The 13,279-nt window shown below is 52.1% G+C and carries 16 protein-coding genes and 1 other annotated feature; of the genes, 4 read left to right on the top strand and 12 right to left on the bottom strand.

All coding sequences use genetic code 11. The features are described 5' to 3' along the window. Nucleotides 1-173: 173 nt before the first annotated feature. The 6 genes from uhpC to ivbL all read right to left on the bottom strand — a co-directional run bounded on the left by uhpC (nt 174) and on the right by ivbL (nt 5,861). Nucleotides 174-1,493 (bottom strand): MFS transporter family glucose-6-phosphate receptor UhpC, encoded by a 1,320-nt coding sequence (gene uhpC, locus FFT88_RS13145; RefSeq protein WP_135403734.1) that lies wholly within the window; start codon nt 1,491-1,493, stop codon nt 174-176. Between the two features lie 9 nt (nt 1,494-1,502). Then, nucleotides 1,503-3,011, bottom strand: coding sequence for a signal transduction histidine-protein kinase/phosphatase UhpB (gene uhpB / locus FFT88_RS13140; protein WP_135403735.1), 1,509 nt, complete (start codon nt 3,009-3,011; stop codon nt 1,503-1,505). Beyond that, entirely contained in the window at nt 3,011-3,601 is a 591-nt protein-coding gene (gene uhpA, locus FFT88_RS13135) for a transcriptional regulator UhpA (protein WP_047612689.1), read from the bottom strand. The genes uhpB and uhpA overlap by 1 nt, the downstream gene beginning before the upstream one ends. 73 nt (nt 3,602-3,674) lie before the next feature. Further along, nucleotides 3,675-3,965: an acetolactate synthase small subunit gene (gene ilvN, locus FFT88_RS13130; protein ID WP_104920000.1), complete on the bottom strand. Its 291-nt coding sequence runs from the start codon at nt 3,963-3,965 to the stop codon at nt 3,675-3,677. A 3-nt stretch (nt 3,966-3,968) separates the two neighbouring features. Next, on the bottom strand, nt 3,969-5,657 hold the full coding sequence (gene ilvB / locus FFT88_RS13125; protein WP_135403714.1) for an acetolactate synthase large subunit: 1,689 nt from the start codon (nt 5,655-5,657) through the stop codon (nt 3,969-3,971). A 105-nt stretch (nt 5,658-5,762) separates the two neighbouring features. Continuing rightward, nucleotides 5,763-5,861, bottom strand: a complete 99-nt coding sequence (ivbL, locus tag FFT88_RS13120; protein WP_001300753.1) for an ilvB operon leader peptide IvbL — start codon at nt 5,859-5,861, stop codon at nt 5,763-5,765. 563 nt (nt 5,862-6,424) lie between these two features. On the opposite strand from ivbL, the gene tisB reads away from it, so the two are divergent. Together tisB and emrD are read left to right on the top strand one after the other, a co-directional pair. Next, on the top strand, nt 6,425-6,514 hold the full coding sequence (gene tisB, locus FFT88_RS13115; protein WP_000060506.1) for a type I toxin-antitoxin system toxin TisB: 90 nt from the start codon (nt 6,425-6,427) through the stop codon (nt 6,512-6,514). Nucleotides 6,515-6,810: 296 nt separating this feature from the next. Beyond that, a complete protein-coding gene (gene emrD / locus FFT88_RS13110) occupies nt 6,811-7,995 on the top strand; it encodes a multidrug efflux MFS transporter EmrD (RefSeq protein ID WP_130215120.1) in 1,185 nt (394 codons plus the stop codon). Nucleotides 7,996-8,002: 7 nt separating this feature from the next. Here the strand turns inward: emrD and FFT88_RS13105 are convergent, their stop codons facing one another. Genes FFT88_RS13105 through FFT88_RS13095 form a run of 3 tightly spaced genes read right to left on the bottom strand, consistent with a single transcriptional unit; the run spans nt 8,003 to nt 9,196 of the window. After that, nucleotides 8,003-8,500: a radical SAM protein gene (locus tag FFT88_RS13105; RefSeq protein ID WP_135403715.1), complete on the bottom strand. Its 498-nt coding sequence runs from the start codon at nt 8,498-8,500 to the stop codon at nt 8,003-8,005. Beyond that, nucleotides 8,497-8,859 carry a DUF202 domain-containing protein gene (locus tag FFT88_RS13100; RefSeq protein WP_130206779.1) on the bottom strand — a complete coding sequence of 121 codons (363 nt, stop codon included), beginning with the start codon at nt 8,857-8,859 and terminating at the stop codon, nt 8,497-8,499. The genes FFT88_RS13105 and FFT88_RS13100 overlap by 4 nt, the downstream gene beginning before the upstream one ends. Next, on the bottom strand, nt 8,849-9,196 hold the full coding sequence (locus FFT88_RS13095; RefSeq protein ID WP_000703955.1) for a YidH family protein: 348 nt from the start codon (nt 9,194-9,196) through the stop codon (nt 8,849-8,851). Before FFT88_RS13095 ends, FFT88_RS13100 begins: the two co-directional genes overlap by 11 nt. 108 nt (nt 9,197-9,304) lie before the next feature. On the opposite strand from FFT88_RS13095, the gene yidI reads away from it, so the two are divergent. Beyond that, nucleotides 9,305-9,754, top strand: coding sequence for a protein YidI (gene yidI, locus FFT88_RS13090; RefSeq protein WP_135403716.1), 450 nt, complete (start codon nt 9,305-9,307; stop codon nt 9,752-9,754). A gap of 77 nt (nt 9,755-9,831) precedes the next feature. On the opposite strand, the gene FFT88_RS13085 is transcribed toward yidI, so the two are convergent. The 3 genes from FFT88_RS13085 to ibpA all read right to left on the bottom strand — a co-directional run bounded on the left by FFT88_RS13085 (nt 9,832) and on the right by ibpA (nt 12,642). Then, nucleotides 9,832-11,493, bottom strand: a complete 1,662-nt coding sequence (locus tag FFT88_RS13085; protein ID WP_130206782.1) for a putative transporter — start codon at nt 11,491-11,493, stop codon at nt 9,832-9,834. 196 nt (nt 11,494-11,689) lie between these two features. After that, nucleotides 11,690-12,118 carry a small heat shock chaperone IbpB gene (ibpB, locus tag FFT88_RS13080; protein WP_001243431.1) on the bottom strand — a complete coding sequence of 143 codons (429 nt, stop codon included), beginning with the start codon at nt 12,116-12,118 and terminating at the stop codon, nt 11,690-11,692. 110 nt (nt 12,119-12,228) lie between these two features. Next, the gene (gene ibpA, locus FFT88_RS13075; RefSeq protein WP_001243437.1) at nt 12,229-12,642 is read right to left on the bottom strand and encodes a small heat shock chaperone IbpA; all 414 of its coding nucleotides are present in this window, start codon (nt 12,640-12,642) and stop codon (nt 12,229-12,231) included. Then, nucleotides 12,636-12,708: a sequence feature (ROSE (Repression Of Heat Shock gene Expression) occurs in the 5'-region of heat shock genes and acts as an RNA thermometer to modulate expression.), on the bottom strand. Its footprint overlaps the gene before it by 7 nt. 238 nt (nt 12,709-12,946) lie before the next feature. On the opposite strand from ibpA, the gene FFT88_RS13070 reads away from it, so the two are divergent. Continuing rightward, the gene (locus tag FFT88_RS13070; protein WP_130215114.1) at nt 12,947-13,279 is read left to right on the top strand and encodes a YceK/YidQ family lipoprotein; all 333 of its coding nucleotides are present in this window, start codon (nt 12,947-12,949) and stop codon (nt 13,277-13,279) included.

Here is a 13,279-nt window from a genome sequence, read left to right as displayed (position 1 = left end):
AGGCCGCAGGTGCCTTAGCTGCTCGCGTTCCTGCAACTTGAATTATTTTGGGAAAGAATTAACGAATGATGGCATTGTAAAAACCTGCAGCAAATCAGGCTTGAGATAGCGTCCAGGCAAAACCAGGAAAATTTCTTAGTTTTGCCGGATATGAGGTAGAAAAGTGAGATGCATCACGCTTCGCGTGGAGCCTGGGCGTTCAAAAAGGGCAGTAACAACAGTGCCGAGACCCCGGCGGCAATGGCGATAACCACGAAAAAACCACTCCAGTGCCAGGTATCCAGCACTTTCGCCAGCGGCCAACCGGCAAGCGACGCCCCCAGATAAGCAAACAAGCCGACAAACCCCGTCGCCGCACCTGCAGCCTCTTTGTGGGAACACTCTGCCGCTGCCATACCGATTAACATCTGCGGGCCAAAGACAAAAAAACCAATGGTGAAGAAGCAGGTTGCCTGCATCACGTAGCTGGCAAATGGCATCAACCACAGCGAGCCGACGGAAAGCAAAATCCCCGCAGCAAAAATCAAATTCATCGGCCCACGGTTGCCGTTAAACAGTTTGTCCGAGCCCCAACCTGCAACCAGCGCACCGATAAACCCGCCCAGTTCAAACATCGTTACTGCCGTATTCGCCGTGACCAGATCGACGCCCAGCGTCTCGGACATATACAGGTTGCCCCAGTCGTTGATCGCCGCACGAACCACATAGACCAGCACATAACAGAACGAAAGCAGCCAGATATACGGATTCAGCAACACATATTTGGTGAGGATCTCTTTACGCGTCAGCCCTGCCCCTTCTTGTTGTTGGGCGATTTCCAGCGCATCGTGCCGCCATTCTCCGACCGCCGGTAAACCTAACGCCTGCGGGCGATCGCGCAGCCGCCAACAAAGAAAAATCCCCACGACTATCGCCATACAACCGGCAATCATCATCCCGGCACGCCAGCCATAATGCACCGCAGCAGCGGCCATCACGATGGGGATCAATGCGCCGCCGACGTTATGCGCCGTATTCCATAGCGCCCACCAACCGCCGCGCTCGGTACGAGAATACCAGGCAGTCAACAGACGCGCACAAACCGGCGAACCCCAGCCCTGGAAAAAGGCGTTCAGCACCCACAGCACGGCAAATGCCCACAACGAGGTGGAGAAGCCAAACAGAATGTTGATGATGCCCGTGGCGATAAGCCCAATCCCCATAAAATAACGGGCATTAGAGCGGTCACTGACAATGCCGGAGACAAATTTCGATACGCCATAGGTAATGTAAAACAGCGTTGCTAACAGGCCGATGTCGCTACGGCTGAGCACGCCGTTAGCAAGGATTTCTGGTACGGCGGCGTTAAAACTTTTACGCGTGAAGTAAAACAGCGCGTAACCCAGCCAGATGGTCAGCAGAATATGCCGACGCCAGTAGCGATAACGGGCATCAATTTCATGTTTATCAGTCATTAATGGCGCATCGGCAGGCGCTTTCAGAAACGGCAACATCATCGAACCTTAGACATAACGTTGAGGTAGAGAAACGCTGACACGCGTGCCGTGCAGACAGGAAATGTGTAATGTGCCGCCCAGCGCCGTTACGCGCTCGCGCATTCCGGTGAGGCCAAAACCTTGTTGCCCGGAACCCGGCGGCAAACCGCTGCCATCGTCTTCAATCACCAGCATCAACCGTTCATCCTGCTGCCAGCCTTGCAGCGTGACCGCGCTGGCATCAGCATGTTTCACAATGTTGTTCAGCCCTTCCTGGCAGACACGAAACAGCGTCACGCGCTGGTTTTCACTTAATGCTGATTCATCGATTCGCCATTCGAGATGGCTGACAATGCCGCGCCCTTCCAGCTCCATTTCCCGCATCAGTGAGCGGATGGCCTGCTCCAGGGTGAGATCATCCAACTGGCGCGGACGTAACCGTCCTAATAAACGGCGCACCGCGTCGTAAACGCCCAGCGATAGTTGTTCGATGAGCTGCCCGCTCTGCTTCACGCTGGCGTTATCTGCCGCCAGTCGCTGGACAATGCCCGCTTGAGTACGAATGGCAGTGATGGTCTGACCGATATCATCATGCAGCTCACGCGCTACGTCGCGACGCACGCTCTCTTCAGTTTCAAGCAACCGCTCGGCAAGATGTTGATTACGCGCCAGTTCCTTTTGCAGCGACTGGTTAAGTTCACGCAACCGCTGGATGCCTGCGCCCAGTAACAGGCCAGTGAGGCTTTGCACCAGCAGTGAAAGCAATAAATCGACCGGATGATCGCGCCAGGTTTGACTGGCGATCAGCGCGATGGCGTTCATCAGCGTCGCAATCAGCGCCCCTTGCCAGCCATAGTGCCAGGCCAGGGCGATAATCGGCAGCGCCAGACAAAACGGGGTAAAGCGCGAAAGTTCGTTCGGCAGCCCCAGTTGCAACCACAGGCTGATAACAAACAACAGCAAATACCAGACCAGATGCCGCCCACGCCAGTTGATCGGCTGGGAAACCAGCGATGGCCCCAGCGGCAGCCAGGTGTTATTCGCCAGATAGTGCCAGAACACCAGGCAAATGGGGGCCAGCGTCAGGCCGCCGGTTAAGGTCATCAGTAGGGCGTTCCAGGGCTCGTTTCCGTACCCATGCCAAAGCCAGGGGGATGACTGTAATAACGCCGCCGCCGTCAGTGCCGCGCCCTGTAACAGCAACGTGCGCCAGTCGCGCTGGTGGCGATAACGGGAAATCAACGCCACAGGTAGTAACGTCAGCAAACTACCGATCATCAATAACGGATCATGCGTTAACCCAACCGCCTGCGTCAGCCAGTAAATCAGCAGCCATTCTGCGCCCATCAGCACCAGCCAGTATCTGCGCGGGCATTGCAACATCAGCCCCAGTCGCAGACCGAACGGAAACAGCAATACCGCCAGATCCGGTCGTTCAACCAGGTGCAGGCTGATACTCCACAGGCAAAACCATGCGGCAGAGAAGATAAAAAAGCAGGAAACTACAGTATTTAAGCGGGAGAAAAATGTCTTCATCACCAGCCATCAAACATGCGGCGCGCCAGTTCAACGTCGTTGCTGACGCCCAGTTTTTCCATCAGATTGGCACGATGTACATGCACAGTTTTTGGCGACAACCCCAGTTCGGCAGCAATCTCTTTCACCGCCATCCCTTGCGCCAGTTTTTCCGCCACCTGGCGTTCGCGTTTGGTTAGCGGGTCCTGACGGCCAGATGCCAGTTTAATAGCGATATCCGGCGTCAGATAACAGCCGCCAGTTGCAACCGTATGCACGGCAGCGATCAGCTCGTCCGGGCTACAGCGTTTAGAGAGAAAGCCGCGCGCCCCCGCGTTAAGCGCCTGTTCAACCAGCGCCGGACTGTCGTGAACGGAGAGCATAATTGTCGCCATACCTTTCGGTAGCTGGCTTAACAGCTCCAGCCCAGAAATATCCGGCATTGAGATATCGCAAATACACACCTGAACACCGCGCCCAGGCAAGCCAGTCAGCGCCTCACGCCCGGAACCAAACTCGGCAACTACCTGCAAATCAGGTTCCAGCCCCAGCAGCTGCGCAAAGCCGGAGCGGACGATAAGGTGATCGTCTATAAGGGCAACGGTTATCATGGTCTTGTCCTGGCGGGTAAAAAAAACGCGCTTACCTTAACGATAAGCGCGCCACTGTTCAAGCCTTGAGCGGTTACTGAAAAAATACGGCTATCTTGTTAAACATTGTCGGGTCAGACTGATTACGCTGCACTTTCACCACATCCTCCAGTTTGTCGATTTGGCTTATCATTTGTTCCAGTCGCTGATCGTCATTGACCAGTAGCCAGATGTGGCTTTTATCACTGTTCTGAATCGGCAGACAAAGAATGCCTTCGACGTTAAAAGCACGACGGGCAAAAAGCCCACACACGTGGGTCATTACACCGGGATGGTTGCGAACGGTGAGTTCCAGAATCACGTTGTCATGAGTTGTGTTTTGCATGGCTTATTCCCCCACCATTTCAGTATTTGCCGCGCCTGGCGGCACCATTGGGTACACTTTTTCTTCGGCATCAATGCGTACGTGGATCAGCGCCGGACCAGGGCGACTGATAATTTCCTGTAATGCCGCCTGCGGATCGGTTTCATTATTCAAATCGCAGGTTTCGAGGCCGAACCCGGCCGCAATTTGCATAAAGTTGATTTTTCCCGGATAGGTGGCCGCAAAAACTCCCTGCTTGTAGAACAGACTCTGTTGCTGATGCACCAGTCCCAGCGCTTCGTTATTCATCAGGATGATTTTGACATCCAGCTGGTTTTCACTGGCGGTCGCCATCTCCTGAATATTCATCATCAGGCTGCCGTCGCCGGAGAAACACAACACTTTGCGATCCGGGTTAGCCAGCGCCGCACCTATCGCTGCGGGTAAACCGAAGCCCATCGTTCCCAGCCCACCAGAAGTCAGCCACTGACGTGGTCGATTGAGCGGATAGGCCTGCGCTGTCCACATCTGATGCTGACCCACGTCGGTGGTGATAATCGCGTTGTCATCGACACAGGCGGCAACGGCGTTAATCAGCCCGTAATGTGTTAATGGATCGCACGCTTTCGGAATAGGACACGGGAACTCGCGCTGCAAATCCGCCACCAGTTGGTGCCACTCTGCACGCGGCTGGGCTTCCACCTGTGGGATCAGCTGCGCCAGCACATCATCAACATCCGCCTGAATCGCCACGTGCGGTTGCTTAACTTTACCCAGCTCCGCGCGGTCGATATCCACATGAATAATTTTGGCATTCGGGCAGAACTCTTCAGTTTTGCCAATTGCCCGGTCATCAAAACGCGCACCGAGAACAATCAGCAGGTCCGCCTCCTGCAAGATATAGTTGGTGCTGCGCACGCCGTGCATCCCCAGCATGCCCAGCGACAGCGGATGTGCTTTTGGCAACATGCCCAGCGCCATTAAGGTCATGGTGGTGGGCAGCTGCGCTTTCTCAGCCAGCTCACGCACCCGCGCGGGCGCGTTAATGACACCGCCCCCCAGATAAAGCACCGGGCGTTTGGCGGCGTTAATCATTGCCGCAGCGTCACGAATGCTTTCTTCGCTAAAGGCGGGCGCGGCGGCTTTTTCTGCCGCCGCGGGCTGTTCTTCAATTTCAAAAACCGCCGTTTGTACATCCTTAGGAATGTCTATCCACACCGGGCCAGGGCGGCCTGATTGCGCAATGCGGAAGGCATCGCTCATGACCTGCGGGAGTTCTTCGATATGTCTGACCAGATAGTTGTGTTTGGTGATGGGGATAGAGATGCCGTAGGTGTCCACTTCCTGGAAGGCGTCGGTGCCGATCATCGAGGCGGGAACCTGGCCGGTGATGCAAATCAGCGGAATGGAGTCCAACCGCGCATCGGCAATGGCGGTCACCAGGTTAGTCGCACCCGGCCCGCTACAGGCCATACAGACCGCCGGTTTGCCGTCGGTACGCGCCATTCCCTGGGCGATAAAGCCCGCGCCCTGTTCATGACGGGCCAGAATATGGCGGATTTGCGTGCTTTGGCTTAAGGCGTCGTAAACAGGGAGAATCGAACCGCCCGGAATCCCCGTCACAATCTTAATGCCCTGCTGTTCCAGGAAATGAACGATAAATTCTGCGCCAGTAAAACGCTTACGTGTCGATGTTGTGCCCGAACTTGCCATGCTCCAGTCCTTTTCTTCTGGGCCGACTTTCCGGGAGGTGTTTAAACGAAAAACCCCGCCCGGTTTGCGCCGGCGGGGTTTTGGAATCGTGTGTTGTTCCAGTCCCTACGGCGCATTGCCGACGACCACCACCACACGCACGACGACCACTGCGGCGGATGGCGCAGTTGGTAGTAGTTTCGCGTTGAGCATGGAAGTAGTCATTGGGGACCTTGTTGGTTTTGTGTTTAACAATATTTATACAAGCACAGCTTTACAGGGGAGACAATGGAAAATTTTTCATCAAGGAATAATTGGGGAATTGATCACGTTTTGTACTGAAACGCAGGTAACAAAAAACCCCGCCGGAGCGAGGTTTTGTCAGCCGCCCGCGGCTGGTAACCGCAAAGCACACTGTGTTATGTCAACACTGAAAGTATACGTGTTCCGCGCAGAACGCGCAATTTCGGCACGAATTTTGACTTATTTAGCGCATAATTGAGTATCGATCACAGTTTTGACTTTGTCTAATTTTTACTGTTTATTTATACAGTATAATTCTATAATATCACTGTACGCAATGTGTTATGCGGGGCCGCATCGTTACCCGGCGCACTAAGTCCTGGCTGAAACGGGTGGTGCCGTCAGCGCCTTAACCCCGCGTGAGCACACTGTGTTATGTCAACAAGCACAACGTTTCTTCTGAAGAAGCTGCGTGCGCAACAGCTGGCAACAGGCAGCGGAAAGGTACGTCAGCTGGCAGTGCTCCTGAACCACAGGAGACGCGTATGAGCCTGGTGGATATTGCCATTCTTATCCTCAAACTCATTGTTGCTGCACTGCAACTGCTTGATGCTGTTCTGAAATACCTGAAGTGATTCAGATTCAAGCCGCACTAAAGGGGAGCGGGAAACCGCTCCCCTTTCATATTCTGCTGGCAGATTGGTGTCGTATGCGATGCTGACGCATCTTATCCGGCCCACAGTATTTATTTAAGCCAAAGTCCTTCCGGCAACATTTATTGCCGCTGTTGTTTATATTTTCTGCCGTTTTGTTATTCATCATTCCGTATATATATCTGGCTAACATTTATCAATGTGATAGATTCCTCTCCTGCATTTATTCGAATGCGTAGTAACTTATTCTAAATATATTTTTAAAAGCGTCCGTGATAATGAAAAGGCATAGAAACGTCAATTTATTATTGATGTTGGTATTACTCGTGGCCGTCGGTCAGATGGCACAAACTATTTATATTCCTGCTATTGCCGATATGGCACAAGATCTCAACGTCCGTGAAGGGGCGGTGCAGAGCGTAATGGGCGCTTATCTGCTGACCTACGGTATCTCACAACTATTTTATGGCCCAATTTCCGACAGGGTGGGACGCCGCCCGGTGATCCTCGTCGGAATGTCCATTTTTATGTTGGCGACACTGGTGGCAGTCACCACTTCCAGCCTGACGGTGTTAATTGCCGCCAGTGCGATTCAGGGGATGGGGACCGGGGTCGGCGGCGTAATGGCGCGTACATTGCCGCGTGATTTATATGAACGGACACAGCTTCGTCACGCTAATAGCATGTTAAATATGGGGATTCTCGTAAGTCCGTTGCTCGCACCACTCATTGGCGGCCTGCTGAATACCCTGTGGAGCTGGCGGGCCTGTTATCTGTTTTTACTGGTGCTTTGTGCCAGTGTGACGTTCAGCATGGCGCGCTGGATGCCGGAAACACGCCCTGTCGATGCGCCGCGTACGCGCCTGCTCACCAGTTATAAAACACTCTTTGGCAATGGCAGCTTTAACTGCTATTTGCTGATGTTAATTGGTGGTCTGGCGGGGATTGCCGCTTTCGAAGCCTGTTCCGGTGTGTTGATGGGTGCAGTGTTAGGGTTAAGCAGTATGACAGTCAGTATTTTGTTTATTCTGCCAATTCCAGCGGCATTCTTCGGCGCATGGTTTGCTGGTCGACCGAATAAACGCTTCTCTACATTAATGTGGCAGTCGGTTATCTGCTGCCTGTTGGCAGGAATGATGATGTGGATCCCCGGCTGGTTTAGCGTGATGAATGTCTGGACGTTGCTCGTTCCCGCCGCGCTGTTCTTTTTCGGTGCCGGGATGCTGTTTCCGCTGGCAACCAGCGGCGCAATGGAGCCATTCCCCTTCCTGGCTGGCACGGCTGGTGCGCTGGTCGGCGGCCTGCAAAACATTGGTTCCGGCGTGCTGGCGTCGCTCTCCGCGATGCTGCCGCAAACCGGTCAGAGCAGCCTGGGGTTGTTGATGACCTTAATGGGATTGTTGATCGTGCTGTGCTGGCTACCGCTGGCGACGCGGATGTCGCATCAGGGGCAGCCTGTTTAAGCTCACGTCACCGCAGCATCGTCATCAACTCCATGGGAGAACGATGCTGCTTTATCAGGTCACGCATCACCCGCATGTGCGGCGCAGAGTGGGAATAAAAAGCTTGATAGCCAACACAAAGCACGTTGCCAGGAGAATCCTCCTGGGAATGCCGGCACAAGCGATGCCAGTCGCACACCTGACACTCCCGCCGAAGTTGTACGTTTTCGCTCCCGCACCATTTTTGCAGCGTGGCGTCAAAAAGTTCGACTGATATACGACCAATATCTGCACGCACCCAATGCTCGAACAGAGCGATTAAAAATTGTCCCCACAGTTCAGCCGTCACCGAAGAAGCTGTCAGCTCGCCCCGGTCATCAAATTCTATATGGGGAATAATTTGCACGGAGCGAAGACCCCGCTGTTTGAAATTCTGATAAAAATCGGCAGGTTGTAGCGCGTCTTTATACTCTACAACCAGTTTATGCCTGTCCTCTTCAGCATTTACAACCTGACTTCCTGTCATGCGACTCTCTCAATCAATACGATTAGTTGATGTATATGCGTTACAGCAAACAGTATTGCAAGAGATAACACCGCGAGGGAGATCATAAATTTGTCACGGATTACGTTAAATTGAGAAAAATCACTATTAGTCACATCCATTAAATTACGATTACGGGTATAGCGCCAAAGTATTAATGCCACAATGGCGAGAATGCCAATAGAAATCCAGAACAACGCGCCGGCCTGATGCCAGTTGTGTTTAATTGCCAGCGCCATCAGCGCGCCATAGCCCAGCATGGTGCGAAACCACGCCAACGATGTCCGTTCTGGCTGAAGTCCGGGATCAGCAATGCGTCTGGCTTTGCGACTATCCGGCATACAGCACCAGCCCCATGACTATTACCGCTACGATCATCAATATTAAACTGATGATTAATAAGCTGTTGGTATAGGGTAAGTCCTCTTTCAGACGCATCGCTTTTTCATTGCGTAACCAGCGCAGATAGCCATACATCGCTAACCCGCCGGAAAACAGGCATAACAATAACGCCAGCAGCTCACGAATGACGGGCGTGGCGAAGTCTGGCGCAAGTTGATCCAGCCCGACGCCCGCCGCCAGAAATCCCAACGCGGTACGGATCCATGCCAGAAATGTACGTTCATTAGCCAACGAAAAGCGGTAATCAGGCGCTTCTCCGAGGCGGGAAATTTTCATTGTTGCTCCTTTGCACTTTCACTAACACTCTGCCTTTAGCGGTTATTTTTAAGAATTTCGTCCGCCCGTTTCCTGATATGCTTTTGCCATCCATTACAAGGAGGTCAGATGGGTATCATAGCGCAAAATAAAAGCAGTTCACTGGGCATACTGTTCGGTGCCATCGCTTTATTGATGGGTATTATCCACTTTTCATTCGGCCCTTTTGCCGCGCCACCACCAACGCTGGAAAGCATCGTGGCGGACAAAACGGCTGAAATTAAAAGAGGTCTTCTCGCCGGAATAAAAGGTGAAAAAATTACTACGGTGGAGAAAAAAGAGACGGTTGATGTCGATAAAATCCTCGATCAAAGCGGTATCGCACTGGCCATTGCTGCGCTACTTTGCGCATTTATTGGCGGTATGCGTAAGGAAAATCACTGGGGCATTCGAGGCGCATTGGTATTTGGCGGCGGGACGCTGGCTTTCCATACCTTGCTTTTTGGTATCGGCATCGTGTGCAGCATTTTGCTGATATTCCTTATCTTTTCCTTCCTGACCGGCGGTTCACTGGTTTAAGCAACGCGGTAATGTTCAGAAATGCATTGTGAATACCAGGTGGAGTACCATTGACGGTAACTCCACCCAAAAAGGAGTTAGCCGATACTCCAGAAAAGCACCGCCAGTAACTGCGGTGTGATAATGCGCAGGAACATGACTAATGGATACACCGTGGCGTAAGAGAGCGCCGCCGCACCACTGGTAGGATGAAGATTATTGGCAAACGCCAGCGCCGGAGGATCGGTCATTGAACCCGCGAGCATCCCGCACATCGTGAGATAATTCATTTTGACTAACATCCGCGCCAGAATGCCAGCCGTGATCAGCGGAATTGCAGTAATCAATGCGCCATAGCCTATCCAGCTTAACCCTTCGCCATCCACCAGTGTATGGATAAAATCGCCGCCGGATTTCAGGCCAACTACCGAGAGAAACAGTACGATACCCAGTTCGCGCAGCGCCAGGTTGGCACTTGGCGGCATAAACCAGTAAAGCTTACCAATGCTGCCGATACGCCCGAGGATCAGCGCCATAATCAGTGGCCCCCCCGCCAGCCCCAACTTCAACGCAGCCGGGAATCCAGGCACAAACACCGGAATGGAGCCCAACAATACGCCAAGCCCAATACCAATAAACACCGGTAACATTTGTACCTGTTGCAATTTTTGCTGCGCATTACCTAATACATTAGCAACGGCATCAATCGCGGACGGGCGTCCAACCAGGTTGAGAATATCGCCAAATTGCAGGCTAATATCGCTACTTGCAACTAATTCAACGCCAGCACGGTTCAGGCGCGAAATAACGACGTCATAGCGCTCCTTAAAGTGCAGGTCGCGAATACGTTTACCAAGCACATTCTCATTGGTGACCACCACGCGTTCGACGCGCAGATCGGTGCCTTTCGTCGACAGCGAGGTATCCACTTCCTGACCAATCACCAATTGCGCATTATGTAAATCCGCAGGCTGTCCCACCAGATGAAGCAAATCGCCCAACTGAATAATGGTTTCCGGAGAAGGTACTTTGAGGGTTTCCTCTCGTTTCAATCGCGAGCAGATAACTTTATCGCCATTGAGAATCGGTACATCTTTAATCGCTAAATTATGTAAGTTAGGGTTATCAACACGGATGTTAATGGTCCTGATCAGCACGCTACCGTTAGTCCGCGTGGACTCGTGTTGCAACGCCTCAGTCTCAACATTGACGCGGAAAATAACCCGCAGCATCCACATAGTGAACAAAATGCCGCAAATCCCAAATGGATACGCCATCGCATAGCTCATCCCCATTTGATCGACCATCTCCATCGGTGTCCCCAGGTCACGTAAGATCTGCTGACCTGCACCCAGCGCTGGTGTATTGGTGACCGCGCCGGAGAAAATCCCCAGTACCACGGGAAGTGGAATATCGAAAAGTTTATGCAGGATGGCGGTGACCAGACCACCGAGGATGACAACCAAAACAGCAAACAAATTGAGGCGTAATCCGGAGACACGCAACGAGGCAAAGAAGCCCGGCCCCACCTGAATACCGATAGTATAAACGAACAAGATCAGACCAAATTCCTGGATAACATGCAGCATGTCGCTGCTTAATGTCATCCCCGCCTGTGAAACAAAATGGCCGACGATGATCCCACCGAACAGCACGCCGCCAATGCCCAATCCAACACCGCGAAACTTGACGTTGCCGATAAACAACCCGACGACCGCCACCAAAGCCAGAATACTGACCGTTAATGCTATATCACTCATCGTCCATTTCTCTTGAAATAACATTTTAATTGCTACGGATTATGGCTGAATCGGTGAAGCAGATTTGCCTTATGGCGCACATTATCACGGTAAAGAAAGTGCCGGAACATCTTAAATTGGCGAAAATTAAAACATTGTTGAAGATTGCAGGCAAAAAAAAGCCCCACCAAACTGGCGGGGCAAAGAGAATAGCTAATTAGCTATTTAACGCGGGACGTTCGCTGATAGCGATACGCTGCGCTGCGATGGGTTCAGGCTCATTACGAATTAAATCAATATGCAGTAAACCATTAACGAAGGTTGCGCCAGAGACTTCCATATTTTCAGCCAGCGTAAAGCTCAGGCTAAACGGCTGATTCATAAGCCCTTGATGCAGCCATTTCTTCTCTTCTTTTGGCTGCTCCGGCGTGCCTTTTACGCTCAGGCGCGTTCCTTCCAGTTGAATCTCTAAATCTTCCTGACGAAAACCTGCCAGCGCAAGGGTAATGCGGTAGTGGTTATCGTCGCTTTTCTCAATGTTGTACGGCGGGAAGCTCTGGCTTTCACCGGCGTTTTGCAGTGCGTTGGCCAGTTTGTCAAAACCGATCCATTGACGCATCAGTGGGGATAAATCGAAGTTACGCATAGTCATTTCTCCTTCTAAGAAGCGAGTAAGTACCTGCAAATCCGAAGATTCGCATATGCTCCCTGACGGCGAGCATCAAATGTCAGGCCGCGCACTGCGGCCTTAGGGAATTAGTTGATTTCGATACGGCGCGGTTTTTTCGCTTCCGGAATCACGCGTTCGAGATCGATATACAGCAGACCGTTCACCAGGTTAGCGCCACGAACATGGATGTTCTCAGCTAACTGGAATTTACGTTCAAAGTTGCGTTCAGCGATGCCCTGGTACAGATAGGTGCGCTCTTTTTGTTCGTCGGCGTGAGCACCTTTCACCACCAGCAGATTGTCCTGGGCGGTAATTTCCAGTTCACTTTCGGCAAAGCCAGCCACCGCGATAGCAATGCGGTAATGGTTTTCGTCTACCAGTTCAACATTGTACGGAGGGTAGCCGCCATTACTCTGGCTCTGGTTGTTTTCTAAGTGGTTAAACAAACGATCAAATCCAATAGCAGAACGGTAAAGCGGGGATAAATCAAAGTTACGCATAATTAATAGCTCCTGAAATCAGCGAGAATGTAAGACCTTCCACAATGGACAGGTCGGATAGCCAGAACACCCATCAGGCGTGTTCTCATTGGCTACGGTATAAAAATGGGTCTGGATATGCACTTTTCAAGTCTTTTCGACGGACTTTTTTTTGCAGTTTGTGGTCTATTGCATAGACTGGGGGGCAGCACGAAACGTTAAAGTGCGATAGCCGCCACAGTGCGACGTAATGATGATGTTATTTTCAGCAAGGGATCGCTATAACACATCATGCCAACACCCACGATCAACAGATGAATTTATTATGATAAGAAATGTGTTGTTAGCGTTCATGATATGCAGCGGAATGGCATTACTCGGAGGATGCTCCAGCGTAATGTCCCATACCGGGGGGAAGGAGGGAACGTACCCCGGCACCCGCGCCAGTGCCACCATGATTGGTGATGACACAACAAACTGGGGAACCAAATCGCTGGCAATTCTCGATATGCCATTTACCGCTGTCATGGATACGCTACTTCTGCCTTGGGATGCGTTCCGCAAAGACAGTTCAGTGCGCTCGCGCGTGGAAAAAAGCGAAGCCGACGCGCAAGCCATCAATGCCGTCATTCCACCAGCCAGAATGCCCGTGAACTGA

It is taken from the genome of Escherichia sp. E4930 (genome assembly GCF_005845405.1).
GTDB lineage: Bacteria > Pseudomonadota > Gammaproteobacteria > Enterobacterales > Enterobacteriaceae > Escherichia.
The sequence above is the reverse complement of the archived record's forward strand: the minus strand, read 5'-3'. Positions and strand labels throughout refer to the sequence as shown.